Annotated in this window: 17 protein-coding genes; 11 read left to right on the top strand and 6 right to left on the bottom strand. The window is 74.1% G+C overall.

The window, feature by feature from the left end:
• The first annotated feature begins 251 nt into the window (after nucleotides 1-251).
• Nucleotides 252-923 (top strand): DUF6803 family protein, encoded by a 672-nt coding sequence (locus OOT42_RS15070; protein ID WP_273651990.1) that lies wholly within the window; start codon nucleotides 252-254, stop codon nucleotides 921-923.
• A 7-nt stretch (nucleotides 924-930) separates the two neighbouring features.
• Here the strand turns inward: OOT42_RS15070 and OOT42_RS15075 are convergent, their stop codons facing one another.
• Together OOT42_RS15075 and OOT42_RS15080 are read right to left on the bottom strand one after the other, a co-directional pair.
• A complete protein-coding gene (locus OOT42_RS15075; RefSeq protein ID WP_273651991.1) occupies nucleotides 931-2,055 on the bottom strand; it encodes a HAMP domain-containing sensor histidine kinase in 1,125 nt (374 codons plus the stop codon).
• Nucleotides 2,052-2,786, bottom strand: coding sequence for a response regulator transcription factor (locus OOT42_RS15080; RefSeq protein WP_273651992.1), 735 nt, complete (start codon nucleotides 2,784-2,786; stop codon nucleotides 2,052-2,054). The genes OOT42_RS15075 and OOT42_RS15080 overlap by 4 nt, the downstream gene beginning before the upstream one ends.
• Before the next feature lie 153 nt (nucleotides 2,787-2,939).
• Here OOT42_RS15080 and OOT42_RS15085 point away from each other — a divergent pair, with 153 nt between their 5' ends.
• Nucleotides 2,940-3,602: a DUF305 domain-containing protein gene (locus OOT42_RS15085; RefSeq protein ID WP_273651993.1), complete on the top strand. Its 663-nt coding sequence runs from the start codon at nucleotides 2,940-2,942 to the stop codon at nucleotides 3,600-3,602.
• A 47-nt stretch (nucleotides 3,603-3,649) separates the two neighbouring features.
• Nucleotides 3,650-4,072 (top strand): hypothetical protein, encoded by a 423-nt coding sequence (locus tag OOT42_RS15090; protein ID WP_273651994.1) that lies wholly within the window; start codon nucleotides 3,650-3,652, stop codon nucleotides 4,070-4,072.
• A 92-nt stretch (nucleotides 4,073-4,164) separates the two neighbouring features.
• On the opposite strand, the gene OOT42_RS15095 is transcribed toward OOT42_RS15090, so the two are convergent.
• Nucleotides 4,165-5,442, bottom strand: coding sequence for a pectate lyase (locus OOT42_RS15095; protein WP_273651995.1), 1,278 nt, complete (start codon nucleotides 5,440-5,442; stop codon nucleotides 4,165-4,167).
• 196 nt (nucleotides 5,443-5,638) lie between these two features.
• Between OOT42_RS15095 and OOT42_RS15100 the strand changes: the two genes are divergently transcribed.
• Complete coding sequence (locus OOT42_RS15100; RefSeq protein WP_273651996.1) at nucleotides 5,639-7,351, top strand: cation:proton antiporter; 1,713 nt, start codon at nucleotides 5,639-5,641, stop codon at nucleotides 7,349-7,351.
• Between the two features lie 46 nt (nucleotides 7,352-7,397).
• Here the strand turns inward: OOT42_RS15100 and OOT42_RS15105 are convergent, their stop codons facing one another.
• Entirely contained in the window at nucleotides 7,398-8,876 is a 1,479-nt protein-coding gene (locus OOT42_RS15105) for a helix-turn-helix transcriptional regulator (RefSeq protein WP_273651997.1), read from the bottom strand.
• Nucleotides 8,877-9,215: 339 nt separating this feature from the next.
• On the opposite strand from OOT42_RS15105, the gene aceA reads away from it, so the two are divergent.
• From aceA to OOT42_RS15140, 7 genes are all read left to right on the top strand, one after another.
• Nucleotides 9,216-10,541: an isocitrate lyase gene (aceA, locus tag OOT42_RS15110; RefSeq protein ID WP_273651998.1), complete on the top strand. Its 1,326-nt coding sequence runs from the start codon at nucleotides 9,216-9,218 to the stop codon at nucleotides 10,539-10,541.
• A gap of 61 nt (nucleotides 10,542-10,602) precedes the next feature.
• On the top strand, nucleotides 10,603-12,264 hold the full coding sequence (aceB, locus tag OOT42_RS15115; protein ID WP_273651999.1) for a malate synthase A: 1,662 nt from the start codon (nucleotides 10,603-10,605) through the stop codon (nucleotides 12,262-12,264).
• Nucleotides 12,265-12,365: 101 nt separating this feature from the next.
• Complete coding sequence (chrA, locus tag OOT42_RS15120) at nucleotides 12,366-13,754, top strand: chromate efflux transporter (protein WP_273652000.1); 1,389 nt, start codon at nucleotides 12,366-12,368, stop codon at nucleotides 13,752-13,754.
• Between the two features lie 211 nt (nucleotides 13,755-13,965).
• On the top strand, nucleotides 13,966-16,716 hold the full coding sequence (gene adhE / locus OOT42_RS15125; protein ID WP_273652001.1) for a bifunctional acetaldehyde-CoA/alcohol dehydrogenase: 2,751 nt from the start codon (nucleotides 13,966-13,968) through the stop codon (nucleotides 16,714-16,716).
• 218 nt (nucleotides 16,717-16,934) lie between these two features.
• The gene (locus OOT42_RS15130) at nucleotides 16,935-17,459 is read left to right on the top strand and encodes a hypothetical protein (protein ID WP_273652002.1); all 525 of its coding nucleotides are present in this window, start codon (nucleotides 16,935-16,937) and stop codon (nucleotides 17,457-17,459) included.
• Nucleotides 17,460-17,568: 109 nt separating this feature from the next.
• The gene (locus tag OOT42_RS15135) at nucleotides 17,569-17,691 is read left to right on the top strand and encodes a molybdopterin oxidoreductase (protein WP_273652003.1); all 123 of its coding nucleotides are present in this window, start codon (nucleotides 17,569-17,571) and stop codon (nucleotides 17,689-17,691) included.
• 78 nt (nucleotides 17,692-17,769) lie between these two features.
• Nucleotides 17,770-19,017: a pyridoxal phosphate-dependent aminotransferase gene (locus tag OOT42_RS15140; RefSeq protein ID WP_273652004.1), complete on the top strand. Its 1,248-nt coding sequence runs from the start codon at nucleotides 17,770-17,772 to the stop codon at nucleotides 19,015-19,017.
• Nucleotides 19,018-19,030: 13 nt separating this feature from the next.
• Here OOT42_RS15140 and OOT42_RS15145 read toward each other — a convergent pair whose 3' ends face one another.
• Together OOT42_RS15145 and OOT42_RS15150 are read right to left on the bottom strand one after the other, a co-directional pair.
• Nucleotides 19,031-19,495, bottom strand: coding sequence for a hypothetical protein (locus OOT42_RS15145; protein WP_273652005.1), 465 nt, complete (start codon nucleotides 19,493-19,495; stop codon nucleotides 19,031-19,033).
• 95 nt (nucleotides 19,496-19,590) lie between these two features.
• Nucleotides 19,591-20,967, bottom strand: a complete 1,377-nt coding sequence (locus OOT42_RS15150; RefSeq protein ID WP_273652006.1) for a multidrug effflux MFS transporter — start codon at nucleotides 20,965-20,967, stop codon at nucleotides 19,591-19,593.
• Between the last annotated feature and the right edge of the window lie 2 nt (nucleotides 20,968-20,969).

Genomic DNA, 20,969 nt, shown 5'->3' on the forward strand with positions numbered 1-20,969 from the left:
CCCGAGCTGCTCCGGGCGGACGACCCCACGCTAGCGGCCGCATCCGCGCCGCCGGGACAGGCGGCGGCGCGCCACGCGGGCAGCCCCGCAGGTCACCGCGCCCGTGGGTCCGAGGTCCCGGTACGCGCCGCGCCCGCGGCCCGCACGCGCCGTCTTCATCGGTTCTTGACCGTCCGTGAGCACGACCTCCTGGCGCGGCCACCAGCGTGGTGCCGCCGGACCGCCCGGCGCCCGAACGGGAGGACACCTCGATGGTCGCCACCGCCCCCACCCCCACCGGCACGACCCCGCCGACCGTCGACGCCGCGCGCGGACGCACCGTCCGCGTCGCCGCCGTCGCGGCCGTCAGCGTCGCCGTCGGTGCCGTCGCGCTCGCCCTGCCCGCCTGGCCCGCGGGTGAGGACATGGGGTCGACGCACTACATGGGCCTGCTCGCGGCCAACCAGCCGTGGAACCTGCTGCTGTTCATGGCCGTGCCGGTGATCCTCGCCGAGACGATCGCCGTGTCCGAGCTCGCGATCCTGTTCCGCCGGCAGGTGTCCCTCGTCGTCACCGCGCTCAACCGGTACGCGGGCCTGGTCGCGGGGTTCTACTTCCTCGGCGTCGTCGTCTACCTGACGAGGCACGCGGTCGTGCCGCTCACCACGTCGGGCGGCTGGCGCGGGCCCGCCGACCTCGTCGCCGTCGGGTTCTACCTGCTCGGCGTCGTGCCGCTGTACGGCATGGCGCTGCTGGAGACGCGGGTCCTGGGCGCCGGGTGGGACGACGAGCACCGCCTCAAGGTCCACGCGACCCTCGTCGGGCTGTTCCTCGTCGTCGCCCACGTCGCGATGATCGCCGGGATGCTCGACCCGACCGTGCTCGGGTGGCAGCCGACGCACGTCATGGACGACGGGTCGAGCATGGCGGGCATGACGCACTGAGCCGGCGTCACGGGGCGGGCGGCAGCGTCACCGTGAACGCCGCCCCCGCCCCCGGTCCGGCGCTCGCCGCCGTGAGCGTCCCGCCGTGCGCCTGGACCAGGGCCCTGCTGATCGCGAGCCCGATCCCCGAGCCCCCGTGCCCGCGGTCGCGCGCGGTGTCGACGCGGTAGAAGCGCTCGAACACGTGCGGCAGGTGCTCGGCCGCGATGCCCTCGCCCGTGTCGCTCACCCGCAACGACACCAGCCCGTCGCGCTCGCGGGCGGCCGCCAGCGTGAGGCGGCCCCCGGGCGGCGTGTGCCGCACGGCGTTCGCGACGAGGTTGTCGAGCACCTGCGCGAGGCGCGTGCGGTCGACGGCGACCAGCGGCAGGTCGTGCGGCACGTCGAGGACGACCTCCACGTCCGCGGCGGCGGCGCGCTCGCGCCCCGCACCCGCCGCGGCGCGCAGGAGCTCGGCCGGGGCGACGGCTTCGCGGTGCAGCGTCAGGTCGCCGGACTCGGCGCGGGTGACGGCCGCGAGGTCGTCGGCGAGCCGGGTCAGCCGCGCGCTCTGCTCGCGCAGGACCGCGAGCGTGTCGTCGTCGAGCGGCTGCACCCCGTCCTCGATCGCCTCGAGGTACCCGGCGATCGTCGCGACCGGCGTGCGAACCTCGTGCGCGACGTCGGCGAGCAGCCGCGCGCGCAGCCGGTCGGACTCGTGCAGCCGGGCCGCCATCGCGTTGAACGACCGGGCGAGGTCGTCGAACTCCGTCCCGAGCCCCGGCTCGGGGACGCGTGAGTCGTACGCGCCGGCACCGACCCGCGCCGCGGCGGTCGAGACGGTGGCGAGCGACCGGCCGATGCGGCGGTTGAGCACCACGCCGACGACCGCCGACACGACGGCGGCGGCGCCGAGGGCGAGCGCGAGCGACACCGTGCCGGCGTCCTGGAAGGCCCGCTCCGCGTGCAGGACCGCGGCGTCGTGGTCGCCCATGCCGGCACTCGTCATGTGCTGGTGGAACAGGCCCGGCCCGACGGCGGCCGCCACCAGCCACGCCGTCACCGCGGCCGTGGCGAGCACCACGACGAGCGCCCCGACGAGCAGCGCGCCCAGCCCCCACGCCGACGTCGGCCGGCGTGCCTCGGCCGTCACGTGCCCGTCCCGATCCGGTAGCCGACCCCCCGGACGGTCCGCACGTAGCGCTGCGCGTCCGCGGTGTCGCCGAGCTTCTGCCGCACGTGCAGGACGTGCACGTCGACGAGGTGCTCGTCGCCGACCCACCCCGGCCCCCACACGAGGTCGATGAGCGCGCGCCGGCTGAGCACGCGCCCGGGGTGCTCCGCGAGCGCGACGAGGACGTCGAACTCGGTGCGCGTGAGCGGGACCCCCACGTCACCGAGGTGCACCTCGCGTGCGTCGACGTCGACCCGCAGGTCGCCGACCCGCACGACGCGACCCGCCGGCTCCGCGGCGGCCACGGGAGCGGCCCGTCGCGGGCGGCGCATGAGGGCCGCCACGCGCGCCATGAGCTCGCGCGGGCTGAACGGCTTCGTCACGTAGTCGTCGGCGCCCACGGACAGGCCGACGACGGTGTCGACCTCCTCCGCGCGCGCCGTGAGCATGACGACGTAGCAGTCCGAGAACGTGCGCAGCCGCCGGCAGACCTCGACGCCGTCCAGCCCGGGCAGGCCGAGGTCGAGCACCACGAGGTCCGGGTCCACCTCGCGCAGCACGTCGACCGCCCGTGCACCGTCGTGGCACACGGTCGTCGTGAAGCCGTCCCGCTCGAGGTACCCCGCGACCAGACGGGCGAGCGGCTCCTCGTCGTCGACGACGACGGCCCGGCGGACGGGGGCGGGGGGCGCGGTGGTCACGGTCACCATCTTGTCCGTCGGCGCCCGTCGTGCCCGCGACCTTCATCGAACCTTGATCCGACCGCGAGGACGCGTGCGGGGTCCGCGAGCGACAGTGGCCGTCTCCGGGGGCCGACCGAGGGCCGCCGGGGACCTCGCACCGCACCTGGAAGGACCCGTCCCGTGAGCACCACCGCGCGTCGCGTCGCCACCGCGACGGCCGCCCTGACCCTCGCCGCGACGCTGGCCTCGTGCGCCGGCCCCGCGCCGGGCGCACCCGCCGACGCCGACCCGCCCGCCTCGAGCGCGACGCAGACGGAGTCGCGGCACGACGCGACCGACACGTGGTTCGCGCAGATGATGGTCGTCCACCACCAGGGGGCCATCGAGATGGCGGAGCTCGCGCTCGACCGTGCGTCGACCCCGCAGGTGCGCGACCTCGCGCAGCGCATCGCCGACGCGCAGGGCCCGGAGATCGCGCTCATGACCGGGTGGCTGCAGGCGTGGGGCGAGGACGTTCCCGGCGACCCGGACGGCGACGGCGGTCACATGTCCGGCGGCGGGACGGGCGGAGGCATGGACCACGGCGGGATGGACCACGGCGGGATGGACATGCACGGCATGAGCCAGGACGAGGCGATGGGGTCGCTCGACGGGCTCGACGGTGTCGCGTTCGACCGCGCGTTCCTCGACCTGATGACCGCCCACCACCGGGGAGCCGTCGAGATGGCCGAGACCGAGCTCGCCGAGGGCACGCACCCCGCGGCGCTGCGCCTCGCGCGCACGATCATCGACGCCCAGACGGCCGAGACCACCGAGATGCAGAACCTGCTGAACGCCCTGTGAGCGGGGGCGACGCGGAGAGCGCGTCCGCGATCACGTACCGTCGTCCGGTGCCGCACGACGACTCCCCCGCCGACCGCACCCCGGCGGACGGAAGCCTGCCCGGGCTGACGGCGTGCGCGCTGTGCGCCGGGGAGACGCTCGAGGGCGTCGACGACCTGCCCGGCGGCCAGGCGGAACGGCTGCGGCGGCTCGCCGAGACGGGGGTCGCGCGGCTGACGTTCGTCGACTGCCTCGACGAGTGCGAGCGCGGGGACGTCGTCGTCGCGCGCCCGACCGCGCACTGCCGCCGTGCCGGGGTGGCGCCCGTCTGGTTCGAGCGTCTCGCGGGCGACGCGCCGACCGCGGCGCTGGCCGCGTGGCTGCGGGCCGGCGGTCCGGGCGGCGGCCCGCCCCCGGCGGCGCTGCGCGCGCTCGTGATCGACCGCGGGCCGGGTGAGGGTGACGCACCCGCGCAGGTCCACTGCGCCTGACGCGCGCGCGGCGCACGGACGCGACGACGACCTCGTCCCGGCCGGTGCGGGACGAGGTCGTCGGTCGTGCGCGGGTGCTCAGGCGGGCGCCGTCACCGGTAGGTGATCGACGACGTCGAGTAGCCGCAGGCCGCGGACGGGCCGGAGCCGATCTTGGACGGCTCGCCGGACGTCACGCCCTTGTACTCCTCGCAGATCGCGATCTTCTTCGACGAGTCGTTGTAGATCTGGACGTTGGTGATCGTGGCCTTGTCGCCGAGGTTCGAGTTGATCCCCACCAGCGACTTGCCCGGTGCGGTCACCTTGACGTTGTCGACGACGACGGTCCGCGCGTACTGCTTGGAGCAGTTGCCGCACGAGCGGTAGAGCTTGCCGAAGTCCGAGACCTGGAAGTTCTTGATGACGAACTTCCCCGGCCCGTTGTGCTGGAACACCTTGTCCGACGCCGATCGCGCGCCGCCGCCGTCGACCGTCATGACCTGCGACGACGACGAGCCCTTGAGCGTCGCGGCGTCCTCGCCGACGTCCTCCCACCACACGTTCTGCAGCGTGCAGGTACCGGTGCAGTGCACGCCGTCGCCGGCTCCCGTGCCGATGATGACGTTCTTGAGGACGGCGCCGTCGGAGAGCTGGAAGATCGGCGGCTGCGACTCGTCCTGGTCGCCCGACGAGATGCCGTAGTACCGGACGTAGCCGCCGTCGAAGGTGCCGGAGACGCTGATGGTCGACGACACCTTCTTGGCGCTGGTCGCGGACGGCCAGGCCGGGAACGACCCGCCGTTCGACGGCGGCGGCGTGGTGGTGCCGCCGCCCGAGCCGACCTTCACGAGCTCGAACTGCTGGTTGTACTGGTTGTTGTCGGTGAGCTGGGTGATGGTCGCGCCGTCGGCGGTGGAGCGGTTGGTGACCGTGACGGCCTTGCCGCTGTGCCGGTTGATCAGCCGGATGCGGCTGCCCTCGGAGTCGCCGAGCTTGAACTGCTGGTTGGTGCCGTTGAGGTCGGTGTACTGCCGGAACTCGCCGCCGTCGGCGGTGCTCCAGCCCCACAGGTCGAGCACCTTGCCGGAGTGCCTGTTCTGGAGCTTGTACCAGCCGGAGCCGGCGTCGACGAACTTCCACTGCTGCCAGTTGCCGTCGTTGCGGGTCCACTGCTGGACGACGCCGCCGTCGGCGGTGGACCAGTTGGCGACCTCCATCGCCTTGCCGCTCTGCCGGTTGAGCAGCACGTAGTACGCGCTGGTGTCGACGCTGGCCGCGGACGCCGTCGTCGCCGCGGTGAGGCCGACGGTCGCGCCGGCGGCCGTCGCGGCGAGCGCCGCGAGGAGTGCCCGCCAGGGGCGCCGTCGCCCCTGGATCGTTGTACGACTCACTGCTGGTCCCTCCTTCGGGTAAGGGCTTTCCAGGCCAGTGACCCATGAGCGCGCCTCCGCGTAAACCGTCGAAGCGTTTACGTCTGCGCTGCAGCATCCCCGTCCGCGCCCCACCGCAGAGGTCGCGACCGGGCGCGCCCGCCGCGTCGCTTCGTTAGCGTCGGGCGCAAGCGGTCGGTCACGGGGAGGACACCGGATGCACCACGTCGAGGTGTTTCTGCTGGTCGCAGGCGCTGTGCTGGTCGCGGCGGCGTGCCGTCGACGCGGGTTGCCGTCGCCCCTCGTCATCGTCGCGATCTCGCTCGTCGTCTCGCTGGTCCCGGGCGTCCCCCGGTACGAGCTCAACTCCGAGATCCTGCTCGAGTTCGTCCTGCCGCCGCTGCTCTACTCCGCCGCCCTCGCCAGCTCGTACCGGGACTTCCGCGCCCAGCTCAACTCGATCACCCGCCTCGGCGTCGGGCTCGTCCTCGTCAGCGCGCTCGCCGTCGCGCTCGTCTTCTGGGCGCTCGAACCCGCCGTGTCGTTCGCCGTCGCGCTCGTGCTCGGCGCGGTCGTCGCGCCGCCCGACGCGGTCGCCGCCGCCGCCGTCGGCCGCCGGCTCGGCCTGCCCCGCCGCGTCATGACGGTCCTGTCCGGCGAGAGCCTCATCAACGACGCCACGTCGCTCACGCTCTACAAGGTCGCGCTCATCGGCGCCGCGACGGGCGCATGGGCGTTCGGCGGCGCGATCGGCACGTTCGCGGTGGCCGTCGTGGCGGGCGTCGCGGTCGGGCTCGCGATCGGGTGGGTCGTGCACGCGATCCGCGTCCGGCTCGACGACCCCGTCGTCGCCTCCGCGATCGGGCTGCTCACCCCGTTCGGCGCGTACTGGGCCGCCGAGGCGGTGCACGGGTCGGGCGTCCTCGCGGTCGTCGCGGCCGGGCTCTACCTCGGGCACACGTCCCCGCGCGCGGGCTACGCGACGCGACTGTTCGAGGAGCCGATCTGGTCGACGCTCGACATCCTGCTCGAGTCGTTCACGTTCGCCCTCATCGGCATCCAGCTGCCATGGATCGTCCGGGACCTGATGGCGTCCGACCAGGGGCTCGGGCACGCCGTCGTGGTGTCGCTCGCGGTGCTGGCCGTCGCCGTCCTCGTCCGGCCGCTCTACGTCTTCGGCACCGCGTGGTTCGACAACCTGCGGCTGCGCGGCAGCCACCGTCCCGAGCGCGACGCCCTGTCCGCGCGCGAGTCCGCGGTCGTGTCCTGGGCCGGGATGCGTGGCGTCGTCACGCTCGCCGCCGCCGCGGGCATCCCCGCGACGATCGACGGCGGCCCGTTCCCCGACCGCGCCACGATCCAGCTCGCCGCCTACACCGTCGCGATCGGCACGCTGCTCGGCCAGAGCCTCACGCTGCCGTGGGTGATCCGGCGGCTCGGGGTGGGCTCCGCCGACGAGGAGGCGTCGGACGCGACGCAGGAGGCCGCGACGAGGATCGCGACATCCGACGCGGTGCAGCGCGTCATCGAGTCGAAGCGCGGCGAGCTCGCCACGGTCGTCGGCCCACAGGCGGCGGACGAGGCGGTCGAGGCGCTGTCGGCCCGCTGGCGCGCGCGGGGTGCCGCCGCGGCCGTGATGCTCGACCCCGAGAACGCCCCCGACCTGCTGCCCGACGACGTCGACGCGCGCGAGAGCACGCGTGGGCTGGGGCCCGTCGGCAAGGCGGGCGACGGGCGGCTCCCCGGCGCGGCCGAGGGGCGGCGCACCCAGCAGTTCCGGCGCGAGATCATCGCGGCCCAGCGCGAGGTGCTCATGCAGCGCCGCGACGCGGGCCAGCTCGACGAGGCCGTGATGCGGCGGATGATGCGCGAGCTCGACCTGGAGGACGAGAGCCTGTCGTCGTCCTGGCTCGAGCGCGTGCGCGACTGACGGCGGCCCCCCCCGGCGACCGGCGGGCGCGCGACGCCGGCGCTGGTCACTCGGGCGCGTGCCGGTCGAGGAACTCGTACACCTCGGTCGTGTCGACACCCGGGTACGCGCCGACGGGCAGCGCGGCGAGCAGCGACGCGTGCGGCCGCGCCGACGGTCGCGCCTGGTCGCCCCACCGCTCGGCGAGGGTCGACGGGGGGCGCCGGCAGCACGTCGGGTCGGGGCAGCGGCTCGTCGCCCGCTCGGTCGTCTCGCGTCCCTGGAACCACCTGACGTGCGCGAACGGGACGCCGACGCTCACGGAGAACGCGCCCTGCGACGACGTCTGCACGCGAGAGGTGCACCAGTACGTGCCCGACGACGTGTCGGTGTACTGGTAGTACGGCGTGAAGCGGTCGGCGAGCGTGAACACGACGCGCGCGGTCCAGTGCCGGCAGACGGGCTGCCCCTCGATCGCACCGAGCGGGTCGGACGGGAAGACGACGCCGTCGTTCTCGTACGCCTTGTGCAGCGTGCCGCCCTCGTGAACCTTCATGAAGTGCACGGGGATGCCGAGGTGCCGCGTCGCGAGGTTGGTGAACCGGTGCGCGGCGGTCTCGTACGGCACGGCGAACTGGTCGCGCAGGTCCTCGACCGACAGCCGCCGCTCGGCCTTCGCGGCCTGCAGGTACGCGACCGCGCCGTCCTCGGGGAGCATGAGCGCGGCGGCCATGTAGTTCGCCTCGACGCGCTGGCGCAGGAAGTCGCCGTAGCTCGTGGGCTCGGCGTGGCCGAGCACGTGCGACGCGAGCGCCTGGAGCAGCGGTGACCGGCTGTCGCTGATGCCCGCGCCGCCCTGCGGCAGGTAGATGCGGCCGTGCGCGAGGTCCGTCACGGTGCGCGTCGAGTGCGGCAGGTCGGGCACGTGGTGCAGCGAGAAGCCGAGGTGCGCCGCGATGTCGGCGGTCGCGCGCTGCGACAGCGGCCCTCCCGCGTGCCCGACGGCCGTGAGCAGGTCGCGTGCGTGCGTCTCGAGCTCGGCGAAGTAGTTGTCCTGCGCGCGCATCCGGGCGCGCAGCTCGGCGTTCGCGCGGCGGGCCTCCTCCGGCGTCGCGGCGTTCTCGGTGAGCAGGCGCTGCACCTCGCCGGCCAGCCGGACGAGCGCGTCGAGCGCGTCGGTCGGCAGCGACTTGCCGACCTTGACCTCGGGGATCTGCAGCGACGCGAAGAGCGGGCCGCGCTGCGTGCGCTCGAGCTCGACCTCGAGCGCGGCGCGGCGGGTGGGCGGCTCGGGCCGCAGCAGCTCCGCGACCGGGACACCGAGCGCGTCGGCGACCGCGGACAGGACCCCGACGCGCGGCTCGCGATGGCCGTTCTCGAGCATCGAGACCTGGGACGGCGCGCGGCCGATCGCGCGGCCCAGGTCGTCGAGGGTCATGCCGCGCGCGGTGCGCAGGTGCCGGATCCGGCGGCCCAGGACGAGGGTGTCGAGCGCGCCGGACGACGGGGGCGGGGGTGCCGCAGGGCGGGGCGACGTCGTCGTCATAGCAACGAACGGTGCCAGGCCGCAGCGGTTCCGTCCAGGAGAAGGACCTCGATCCTTCCGCCCTGGAAGCGGTCTCATCGGGCAACGATCGGCGCCCTGCCGCAGGTGGGGCGCACTTCTTCCGTCGACACCGGTCCTCACCCGCACAGACGGCGCCCGCCGGGGCTCCTTCCGGTGAGCAGAAGAACCGTCGAACTTCACGCTCCGCCGACCGACCACCACCAGCCCGCAGGCGTCACGGTGGAGGTGCGGGCGGAACCGGACCACCGGCTCACCGCCCGCACCACCCGACGACCCCGCACCGCCGCGGCCGTCACGACCGGACCGGGAGGTCACCCGATGAGCACCGCCACCGACCCCGCCCCCACCACCACGACGCTGCCCGGCGACCGCATGCAGTCCGCGGCCGACCTGGACGTCGTCTGGGCGACCGACCCGCGCTGGGCCGGGGTCCGCCGCACCCACTCCGCGCAGGACGTCGTCGCGCTGCGCGGGTCGGTCGGCGAGGAGCACACGCTCGCACGCCGGGGCGCGCAGCGGCTGTGGCAGCTCCTGCACCAGCGGACGCACGTGCCGGCGCTGGGCGCGCTCACGGGCAACCAGGCGGTGCAGCAGGTCCGCGCGGGCCTCGAGGCCATCTACCTGTCGGGCTGGCAGGTCGCGGCCGACGCCAACCTGTCCGGCCAGACGTACCCTGACCAGAGCCTCTACCCCGCCAACTCGGTGCCCGCCGTCGTGCGGCGCATCAACAACGCGCTCCTGCGGGCCGACCAGGTCGAGGTCGCCGAGCACGGGCGGGCGTCGCGGGACTGGCTCGTGCCGGTCGTGGCGGACGCGGAGGCGGGGTTCGGCGGGCCGCTCAACGCCTACGAGCTCATGCACGCGATGATCGCGGCCGGCGCCGCGGGGGTGCACTGGGAGGACCAGCTCGCCGCGGAGAAGAAGTGCGGCCACCTGGGCGGCAAGGTGCTCGTCCCGACCGCCCAGCACGTCCGGACGCTGTCGGCGGCCCGGCTCGCGGCGGACGTCGCCGACGTCCCGACCGTGATCGTCGCGCGGACCGACGCGCTCGGCGCGGACCTGCTGACGAGCGACGCCGACGAGCGCGACCACGCGTTCCTCACGGGCGAGCGCACCGCCGAGGGCTACTACCGGGTCGAGCCCGGCCTCGACGCGGTCGTCGCACGCGCCGACGCCTACGCGCCGTTCGCGGACCTGCTGTGGGTCGAGACGTCGACGCCCGACCTGGCCCTCGCGATCGAGTTCGCGGAGCGCATCCACGAGCGGCACCCCGGCAAGCTCCTCGCGTACAACTGCTCGCCGTCGTTCCACTGGCGCCGCCACCTCGACGACGCGCAGATCGCGCGCTTCCAGCGCGAGCTCGCCGGGTACGGGTACGCGTTCCAGTTCGTCACGCTGGCCGGCTTCCACGCGCTCAACCACTCGATGTTCGACCTGGCCCGCGGCTACGCCCAGCGGGGCATGTCCGCCTACGTCGACCTGCAGCAGGCGGAGATCACCGCCGAGGCCGACGGCTACACCGCGACCCGCCACCAGCGCGAGGTCGGCACGGGGTACTTCGACCGGGTCGCCACCGCGATCTCGCCCGACGCCTCGACGCTCGCGCTCGCCGGCTCCACCGAGACGGCCCAGTTCACCCACTGACCGCACGACCCGCCGCACGACGCGTCCGCGCGCCCGTCGGCCCCGCACCCGGAGGTGCCTGATGACCGTCCTGACCCCCGCCCGCGCCCCGCTCACCGGTCCCGTGATCCAGCCGCACCTCGACGTGGTCGGCCCGCCGGTCCCGGGCGCGGCCGAGATCCTCACGCCCGAGGCGCTCGACTTCGTCGCCGACCTGCACACCGTGTTCGGCACGCGCCGCACGCTGCTGCTCCGCGAGCGCCAGCTCCGCCGCGACCGCATCGCGAACGGCGCCGACCCGGGCTTCCTGCCGCTGACCGCGGGCATCCGCGCCGACCGGTCGTGGCGCGTCGCCGGGCCCGGCCCGGGCCTCGAGGACCGGCGCGTCGAGATCACCGGCCCGTGCGACCGCAAGACGACCGTCAACGCGCTCAACTCGGGCGCGCGCGTCTGGCTCGCCGACCTGGAGGACGCGACGAGCCCGACGTGGGCGAACGTCGTCGGGTCGCAGCACAGCCTGTTCGACGCGATCCGCGGGAACGCGGACTTCACGTCGCCCGAGGGCAAGGAGTACCGCGTCGGCGAGCGGACGCCGACGATCGTGTTCCGCCCGCGCGGCTGGCACCTCGCGGAGAAGCACGTCGAGCACGTCGACCGGGCCGGCCAGCGGTACGGGGCGTCCGCGTCGCTCGTCGACGCCGGGCTGTACCTGTTCCACAACGCGCACGCGCTGATCGACGCCGGCCGCGGCCCGTACCTCTACCTGCCGAAGATCGAGAGCCACCTCGAGGCGCGGCTGTGGGACGACGTCTTCCGGTTCGCCGAGTCGTACCTGGGACTGCGGCACGGGACCATCCGCGCGACGGTGCTCATCGAGACGATCACGGCCGCGTTCGAGATGGAGGAGATCCTCTACGAGCTGCGCGACCACTGCGCCGGGCTGAACGCGGGCCGCTGGGACTACATCTTCAGCATCGTGAAGACGTTCCGCTCGCGCGGCCGCCGCTGGGTGCTGCCCGACCGGTCGCGCGTCACGATGACGGTGCCGTTCATGCGGGCGTACGCGGACCTGCTCGTCGCGACGTGCCACCGTCGCGGGGCGCAGGCGATCGGCGGCATGAGCGCGTTCGTCCCGAACCGGCGCGACCCGGAGGCCAACGAGCGTGCGTTCGCGCAGGTCCGCGCCGACAAGCAGCGCGAGGCCGGCCAGGGGTTCGACGGCACCTGGGTCGCCCACCCCGACCTCGTGCCCGTCGCGCGGGAGGTGTTCGACGACACGCTCGGCGACCGCCCCGACCAGCGCGACGTCCAGCACCCCGACGTCACCCCCGACGCCGCCGCGCTGCTCGACGTGGCCTCGGCCGGCGGCACCGAGCCGGGCGCGGTCACCGACGCGGGCCTGCGGACCAACCTGTCCGTCGCGGTCCGCTACCTCGAGGCGTGGCTGCGCGGGACCGGCGCGGTCGCGATCGACGGGCTCATGGAGGACGCGGCCACCGCCGAGATCTCCCGCTCGCAGGTGTGGCAGTGGGTGCACCACGGCGTCGTCACCGACTCGGGGACGACGATCACCGCGGAGCACGTGCGGTCCGTCCTCGCCGACGTCCTGGCCGGGCTCCCCCGCACCGAGGACGACCGGCTCGACGACGCCGCGGCGCTCGTCGAGGAGGTCGCGCTGGGCGACGACTTCCCGACGTTCCTCACGGTGCCGGCCTACGCACAGCACCTGGTCGAGCGCCGCTGACGGCGACCGCCCGCACCCCTCGGCGTGGTGCCACCTCCCCCTGGTGGCACCACGCCGAGACGCGTCCCGTCCCGGCGGTCGGGGCGGCGATACTCGTCCCCGTGGACGACGCCACCGCCCCGACGCCGGTCACGCCGGCCCGCGACGTGATCCCGTTCCGGACCGCCGTCCGCGCCTGGTTCGCGATCTCCTGGCAGACCTTCGGCGGCCCCGCGGGCCAGATCGCGGTCATGCAGCGGACCCTCGTCGACGAGAAGGGCTGGATCGGGCAGCGCCGGTTCCTGCACGCGCTCAACTACTGCATGCTCCTGCCCGGCCCGGAGGCGCAGCAGCTCGCCGTCTACACGGGGTGGCTGCTCAACGGGACGCGCGGCGGGGTCGTCGCGGGAGGGCTCTTCGTGCTCCCCGGGATGCTCGCGCTCCTCGCCCTCGCCGCGATCTACGTCGCGTTCGGCGACACGACCGTCGTGAGCGCCGTGTTCGCCGGGCTGGCGCCCGCGGTGCTCGCGATCGTCGCGCAGGCCGTGGTGCGCGTCGGCCGTCGCGCCCTCACCGGTCCGGCGCTGGTCGCGCTCGCCGTCGCGTCGTTCGTCGCGCTCGCGCTGTTCGGCGTGCCGTTCCCGGTCGTCGTGCTCAGCGCGGGCCTGGCGGGCTGGCTGCTGCACCGCGTCGCGCCGCAGCAGGTGGACCCGGCGCCCGGCGCGGGAGACGGCGGCGACGACGCCCGCACCCCGCTCATCCCCGACGACGCGCTGCACGTGGAGCGCCCGTCGGGACGCCGCACGACCCGCGTGCTCGGGCTCGGCCTCCTCGTGTGGGCCCTGCCGGTGCTGGCCGTGCTCGCCCTCACCGGCCCCGACAGCACGCTCACCCACCTCGGCACGTTCTTCTCGGGCACCGCGGTCGTCACGTTCGGCGGCGCGTACGCGGTGCTCGCGTACGTCGCGCAGCGGGCCGTCGAGACGTACGGCTGGGTGACGCCGGGCGAGATGACGCGCGGGCTCGCGCTCGCCGAGACGACGCCCGGGCCGCTCATCATGGTCGTGCAGTTCGTCGCGTTCCTCGCGGCCTACCGCGACCCGGGCGGCCTGGACCCGTGGGCCGCGGCCGTCGTCGGCGCGCTGCTGACGACGTGGGTGACGTTCGTGCCGTCGTTCCTCTTCATCTTCCTGGGCGCGCCCTACGTCGAGCGTCTGCGCGCCAACCGCGCGCTCAGCGCGGCGCTCACCGCGGTCACCGCGGCCGTCGTGGGCGTCATCGCGAACCTCGCCCTGTACTTCACGACGCACACGCTGTTCGCGGGGTCGACGCCGGTCACGTGGGGACCGCTCCGGCTCGACGTCCCCGACCTCGGCACGCTGCAGCCCTGGTCGCTCGCGATCGCCGTCGTCGGCGGCGTGCTGGTGTTCGGGCTGCGCTGGTCGGTGCTGCGCACGCTCGCGGTGTGCGCCGCCCTCGGGCTCGTGCTGGGCCTCGCCGGCCTGCTCTGAACCAGGTCACCCGGCCGGCCGACCCGTCTCCCGGGACCCAGGTCCCAGGTCTGCCACCTGCGGTTTCGCTCGCGACAGGGTCGCGGGAGCGCCTCAGGACCTTCGGCTCAGTCATCCGATGACTGGCCCCCCTAGCGTCGAAGACGTCAACGGCGACGACTCCAGCAACCGCCGGGAGACACCTCCCGCGCACTGACCAGGGGAGCACACGGTGACTGTCACCGAGTCCAGCACGACCCGCACGACCAAGGCCAAGAAGGCCGTCGCGACCGCGCCCGCCGCGGCCGCCCCCGCAGCACCTGCGCTCTCCGAGGACCAGGTCGCGACCGCGATCGACGCGCTCGTCGCCAACGCGACGAAGGCGCTCGCCGAGTACGCGCACTTCACGCAGGAGGACGTGGACCGCTTCGTCAAGAAGGGGTCCGTCGCGGCGCTCGACCAGCACGGCCAGCTCGCGAAGCTTGCGGTCGAGGAGACCGGACGCGGCGTGTTCGAGGACAAGGCCGTCAAGAACATCTTCGCGTGCGAGCACGTCACCAACTCGATGGCGGACCTCAAGACGGTCGGCGTCATCGCCCGCGACGAGCTGCGCGGCATCACCGAGATCGCGGAGCCGGTCGGCGTCATCTGCGGCGTCACGCCGGTGACCAACCCGACGTCGACGGCGATCTTCAAGTCGCTCATCTCGCTCAAGACGCGCAACCCGATCATCTTCGCGTTCCACCCGAACGCGCAGCGCTCCTCGGTCGAGGCGGCGCGGATCGTGCGCGACGCGGCGGTCGCCGCGGGTGCGCCCGAGCACTGCATCCAGTGGGTCGAGACGCCGTCGATCGCGGCGACGAACACGCTCATGAACCACCCGGGCGTGTCGCTGATCCTGGCGACCGGCGGCAACGCGATGGTCCGTGCCGCGTACTCGTGCGGCAAGCCGGCCCTCGGCGTCGGTGCGGGCAACGTCCCCGCCTACATCGAGAAGACCGCCAAGCTGAAGCGCGCCGTGAACGACGTGGTGCTCTCCAAGGCGTTCGACAACGGCATGATCTGCGCGTCCGAGCAGGCCGTCATCCTCGACGACGAGATCTACGACGCCGCCATGGCGGAGTTCAAGGTCCTGCACGCCTACCTCGCGACGCCCGCGGAGAAGGCCCAGCTCGAGCAGTTCATCTTCGGCGTCGACGCGCAGGGCACGAACTGCGCGGACGCGAAGCTCAACCCGACGGTCGTCGGCAAGACCCCGCAGTGGATCGCCGAGCAGGCCGGCTTCAGCGTCCCCGCCGACACCTCGATCATCCTGGCCGAGGTCACCGGTGTCGGCCCGCACGAGCCGCTGACCCGCGAGAAGCTCGCGCCGGTCCTCGCCGTGCTGCGCGCCTCGACGACCGAGCAGGGCATCTCGCTCGCCGAGCAGATGGTCGAGTTCGACGGCCTCGGCCACTCCGCCGCGATCCACACCCGCGACGACGCGCTCACCGAGGTGTTCGGCAGCCGCGTCAAGGCCGTCCGCGTCATCGCGAACGCGCCCTCGTCGCTCGGCGGCATCGGCGACATCTACAACGCGTTCATCCCCTCGCTCACGCTGGGCTGCGGCTCCTACGGCCACAACTCGGTCTCGAACAACGTCTCGGCGGTGAACCTCATCAACGTCAAGCGCGTCGGCCGGCGCAACAACAACCTGCAGTGGTTCAAGGTCCCCGCGAAGACGTACTTCGAGCCGAACGCGATCCGCTACCTGCAGGACATGGCGGGCGTCGAGCGCGTCACGATCGTCACCGACGCGACCATGACGACGCTGGGCTTCGTCGACAAGATCATCGACGTCCTCAACCGCCGCCCCGGCAAGGTCGCGCTGCAGATCATCGACCAGGTCGAGCCCGAGCCGTCGGTCCGCACCGTGCAGAACGGCGCCGCGCAGATGCGCCACTTCCGCCCGGACACGATCATCGCGCTCGGCGGCGGCTCGCCGATGGACGCCGCGAAGGTCATGTGGCTGCTGTACGAGCACCCGGAGATCAACTTCTCCGACCTCAAGCAGAAGTTCTTCGACGTCCGCAAGCGCGCGTTCAAGTTCCCGACGCTGGGCGAGCTCGCGCAGCTCGTCTGCATCCCGACCACGTCGGGCACGGGCGCCGAGGTCACGCCGTTCGCGGTGATCTCCGACCCCGACGCGGGCAAGAAGTACCCGCTCGCCGACTACGCGCTGACGCCGACGGTCGCGATCATCGACCCGGTGCTCACGTCCAAGATGCCCCCGTCGCTCGCGGCGGACTCCGGCTTCGACGCCCTGACGCACGCGACCGAGGCGTTCGTGTCCGTCTACGCGAACGACTTCACCGACGGCATGGCGCTGCAGGCGATCCGCCTCATCTTCGACAACCTCGCGGTCTCCGTGAACGGCGACCCGAACGACCCGGCCACCCGGGACGCGCGGGAGAAGATGCACAACGCGGGCACCATCGCCGGCATGAGCTTCGGCAACGCGTTCCTGGGGATCGTGCACGCCATGGCGCACGTGGTCGGCTCGACGTACCACCTGGTGCACGGCCGCACGAACGCGACGCTCCTGCCGCACGTCATCCGCTACAACGGCACCGTCCCGACCAAGCTCACGAGCTGGCCGAAGTACGAGCACTACGTCGCCCCGGAGCGGTTCCAGCAGATCGCGCAGATGCTCGGCCTGCCGGCCGCCACGCCGGCCGAGGGCGTCGAGTCGTACGCGCTGGCCGTCGAGGCGCTGCGCTCCAAGGTCGGCATCCCGTCGTCCTTCCAGGCGCAGGGCGTCGCCGAGCAGGAGTTCATGTCGCGCCTCGACGAGGTCGCCATGGGCGCCTACGAGGACCAGTGCGCCCCGGCGAACCCGCGGATGCCGATGATCGACGACATGAAGGACCTCATGACCGCGGCCTACTACGGCACGTCGCTGGAGGACGTGCGGTCCGGTCGCACCGAGCAGCAGGAGGCCTGACCTCCGGCGCGGCGGTCCGTCCAGCTCTCCTCCCCTGGGACGCGGACCGCCGCCCTGCTCGCCCCGACGCCCCGTCCGGCCCCCTGGCCGGGCGGGGCGTCGGCGTCCGCACGCGCGCCGGGACGCGCTCGTTCCGGGTGCCGTGCGGCGCCGACGCGGGCAGACTGTGGCACCGATCCGCCGGACCCGCCCCCGCCGACGTCCATCAGGAGGACCTCGTGACCGCACGCCCGCACGCCCGCACGCTGCTCGTCCGTGCCGCCGCGCCCGCCCTCGCCGCCGGGCTCGCGCTCGGTCTGGCCGGATGCTCCGACGCCGACATCGACCAGGCCGCGCAGTCCGCGAAGGACGCCCGGTCCGCCGCCGAGAGCGCCGTCGGGGACCTCAGGGCCGCGGTCGACGACGCGCGCGCCCGCGCCGACGAGGCCCGCGCCCAGGTCGACGAGACGCGCGCGAAGCTCGAGGGCCTCGACGAGCAGGCACGCACCCAGGCGCAGTCCGCGGTCGACGAGGCCGAGGCCGCCGTGACCGAGGCGCAGGCCGCGCTCGAGGCGGCCCAGCAGGACGCGTCTGCCGAGGCCCAGCAGCGCGTCGCCGACGCGGAGCAGCAGGTCGCCGACGCGCGCGCCGACCTCGAGGCCGCCAGGGCGGAGGCCGGCGGGGAGGCCGCCGACGCCCTCGACTCCCTCGCGGCCGAGCTCGGCTCCCTGGGCGACGACCTCCGCGCGGCCACGGGCAGCTGACCCGGCCCGTGTCGTGAACGCCGCTCGTCCTGCACGGCCGCTCGGGTGATTTCGCGGTTCGCCCGCGCGGCACGTTGAGACGTGCGCCACACCTGCCGATGGTGGAGGTATGAGCGACAGGCAGTCGTCCCGGGTGGGACGCCAGCACCACGTGGAGTGGTGGGTGGTGTGCGCATGGGTGTCGCTCGCGGTCCTGCTCGTCGTCGGGCTGGTCGGCGCGGTCGGTCTCTGACCGGCGCCGTCCTCACGACACGGGTCACGGGACGCGGGTGGCTCCTCGCCACGCGCCCGCCGGACCTATCCTCGCCGGATGGGCGAGCCGAAGGACGCACAGCACGGCGTCGAGCACGGTCGGTGGCGTGACGTCGCGCGCGCGTCGGGGCTGCTCGCCGACGACGGTCACGTGCGGGCGACGATCTTCGCCGAGATGTCGGCGCTCGCCGAGTCGACGGGCTCGGTGAACCTCGGCCAGGGCTTCCCCGACGTCGACGGCCCGGCCTCGGTCGCCCGGGCCGCCGCGCAGGCCGTCGCCGACGGGCACAACCAGTACCCGCCCGGTCCCGGGATCCCCGCGCTGCGGCACGCGGTCGCCGAGCACCAGGAGGCGCGCTACGGGCTCGACTGGCACCCCGACCGCGAGGTGCTCGTCACGACCGGCGCGACCGAGGCGCTCGCCGCGGCGGTGCTCGCGCTCGCCGGGCCCGGCGACGAGGTGCTGACCCTCGAGCCGTTCTACGACGCGTACGCCGCGGTCGTCGCGCTGTCCGGTGCCACGCACACCACCGCTCCCCTGCGCGCGACGCCCGAGGGGTTCCGCGTCGACCTCGACGCGCTCGCCGCGGCGTTCACCGACCGGACCCGGCTCGTGCTGCTCAACACCCCGCACAACCCGACGGGCACCGTCCTCACGCCCGACGAGCTCGCCGCCGTCGCCCGGCTCGCGACCGCGCACGACGCGCTCGTCGTCACCGACGAGGTCTACGAGCACCTCGTCCTCGACCCCGGCGTGCGGCACGTGCCGGTCGCGACGCTGCCCGGCATGGCGGAGCGCACGCTCACGGTGTCGTCCGCCGGCAAGACGTTCTCGTTCACCGGCTGGAAGATCGGCTGGGTCACCGGCCCGGAGCACCTGGTGACCGCGGTGCGGACCGTCAAGCAGTTCCTCACGTACGTGTCGGGTGCACCGTTCCAGCCCGCCGTCGCGTTCGCGCTGCGCGACCCCGACGTCGGCACATGGGTGCGCGACCTGGCCGCCTCGCTCGCCTCCCGGCGGGACCGGCTCTGCGCCGGCCTGGAGGCCGCCGGGTTCACCGTCGTGCGCCCGCAGGGCACCTACTTCGTCCTCGCCGACGCCGCGCCGCTCGGGTTCGACGACGGCGCCGCGCTGTGCCGCGCCCTGCCCGGCCTCGCGGGCGTCGTGGGGGTGCCCGTCACCGCGTTCACGCACGCGGGGTCGGACGTCGACCGGGCGCTGCGCTCGTGGGTGCGGTTCACGTTCGTCAAGCGCGACGAGGTGCTCGACGAAGCGGTCACGCGCCTGTCGCGGCTGCGCGGCTGACCCGCGCGCGGCATCAGGCCGGCGCGAGCCCGGGAGCCGCAGGCGTCGACGTGAGCGCCCGCGCGCCCTTGGCGTTGAGGCCCATGTTGGCGCGCAGCAGCACGTCCCCGGTGGCCCGGTCGACGAAGGTCGCGGTGTAGAGGACCCGGTGCCGGATGCGCAGCTCGACCGCGTCGTGCGGGAGGTCGCCGAGGAGCCGGTCGGTCACCGGGCCGAACCCGGCGCGGCGCACGAGGACGAACCGGCGGTCGGTCCGCAGGCACCAGATCGGCTCGGTCGAGACGACGGCACCGACCCCGAGCATCCCGCCGCTGAGCGCGAGCGACGCCGCGCCCAGCACCGCGGACGCGCCGACGGACGTGGCGGCGTTGCGCCCGCCCGCACCCTTCGGCTGGATGTGGCTGACGCCGAGGATCTCCTCGCCCGGCTCGAGCAGGTGCGCGGGGGCGGCAGCGACGAGCGCCTTGCGGGTGATCACGGGGGGCCTCCGGGTCGTCGGGTCGCGTGACGGTACCGCTGCCCCGCTGACCTGCGCGGACGTTCCGTACGGCTGTCACCCGCACGGGTGACGGATCAGCCGGTCCAGGCACCGCCGCGGCGGTAGGCGGGCGTCGCGAGCGCGAGCACGAGCAGCGCGGCGACCGACGCGCCGACCATGACGACGGCCATCGCGACCGCATCGCCGCCGAGCAGGCCGGACAGCGGGCTGACGACGCCGGAGACGCCGGCCTGGGAGGCCCCGATGAACGCCGCCGCCGTCCCCGCGATCTCGCCGTGGCGGCTGAGCGCGAGCGCGGAGGCGTTGGGCGGCACGAAGTTGACCAGCGCGAGCACGAGCCACTGGACGACGAGCAGGCCCCACAGCCCGCCCAGGCCGGTGACGGCGAGCACGAGCAGCACGGTCGTGAGCGCGAGCGACAGCGGCAGCACGACGCGCACGATCCGGATCGGCGCGACCCGGCGCACCAGTGCCGCGTTCACCTGCGCACCCGCGACGAGCCCGATGCCGTTGATCGCGAACAGCAGCGAGAACTGGTGCTCGGACAGCCCGAAGCCCTCGCGCAGCACGAACGGCGACGCGACGACGTAGCTCATGAGCACCGCGACGCCGAGTCCCGGCATCACGGCGAGCGCGACGAAGTGCCGGTCGCGCAGCAGCCCGCGGTACCCCGCCAGGGCGGTGCGCAGGCCGCCGTCGCGGCGACGGTCGGGCGGCAGCGTCTCGGGGAGGCGACGCCAGACGATCAGCCACAGCACGACGCCGAAGACCGCGAGCGCGACGAACACCGCGCGCCAGCCCGCCTGACCGGCGATGACACCGCCGATGGACGGTGCGAACAGCGGCGCGACGCCGATGACGAGCATGAGCCGGGAGATCAGCCGGGACGCGTCCGAGCCGACGAACCGGTCGCGGATGACGGCCATCGCGACGACGGTCGCGGACGCGTTGAAGAAGCCCTGCATCGACCGGAGCGCGATGAGCGGGATGATCGCGGGTGCGACGGCGCAGAGCAGCGACGTCACGACGTGCAGCGCGACGCCGACCATGACGGGCTTGCGGCGACCGAACCGGTCGGACAGCGGGCCGATGACGAGCTGGCCGACGGCACCGCCGATCAGCATCGCGGTCATCGTGAGCTGCGCGGCGGTCGCGGACGTGTTCAGGTCCCGCGCGACGTCCGGCAGCGACGGCAGGTAGATGTCGGTCGAGATCGCCGGCAGCGCGCACATGAGGCCGAGCAGCAGGACGTACTTCGCGTTCGGCCGGTGGGCGGGTGCGGCGGTGTCGACGGCGCCCGACGGCGGGGTCGGGGCGGTGTCGACGGCGCCCGACGGCGGGGTCGGGGCGGTGGCGTCCGCCGGGGCGGACGCGGTGGGGGCGGTGACGTGGGCGGCGGTCCGAGGGGTGGGCGGCGCCGCGGGGGTGCTGGGGGCGGGGCGCGCGGTCATCG

Origin of the sequence: Cellulomonas fimi (assembly GCF_028583725.1) — a bacterium.
Taxonomy (GTDB): Bacteria; Actinomycetota; Actinomycetes; order Actinomycetales; family Cellulomonadaceae; genus Cellulomonas; species Cellulomonas fimi_B.

Excerpts from the sequence above, each read along its gene's own strand:
- OOT42_RS15070 (WP_273651990.1), top strand. The coding sequence starts at position 252 with ATGGTCGCCACCGCCCCCACCCCCACCGGCACGACCCCGCCGACCGTC.
- OOT42_RS15150 (WP_273652006.1), bottom strand. The coding sequence starts at position 20,967 with ATGACCGCGCGCCCCGCCCCCAGCACCCCCGCGGCGCCGCCCACCCCT.
- OOT42_RS15100 (WP_273651996.1), top strand. The coding sequence starts at position 5,639 with ATGCACCACGTCGAGGTGTTTCTGCTGGTCGCAGGCGCTGTGCTGGTC.
- OOT42_RS15140 (WP_273652004.1), top strand. The coding sequence starts at position 17,770 with ATGGGCGAGCCGAAGGACGCACAGCACGGCGTCGAGCACGGTCGGTGG.
- OOT42_RS15135 (WP_273652003.1), top strand. The coding sequence starts at position 17,569 with ATGAGCGACAGGCAGTCGTCCCGGGTGGGACGCCAGCACCACGTGGAG.
- OOT42_RS15105 (WP_273651997.1), bottom strand. The coding sequence starts at position 8,876 with ATGACGACGACGTCGCCCCGCCCTGCGGCACCCCCGCCCCCGTCGTCC.
- aceA (WP_273651998.1), top strand. The coding sequence starts at position 9,216 with ATGAGCACCGCCACCGACCCCGCCCCCACCACCACGACGCTGCCCGGC.
- aceB (WP_273651999.1), top strand. The coding sequence starts at position 10,603 with ATGACCGTCCTGACCCCCGCCCGCGCCCCGCTCACCGGTCCCGTGATC.
- OOT42_RS15080 (WP_273651992.1), bottom strand. The coding sequence starts at position 2,786 with ATGGTGACCGTGACCACCGCGCCCCCCGCCCCCGTCCGCCGGGCCGTC.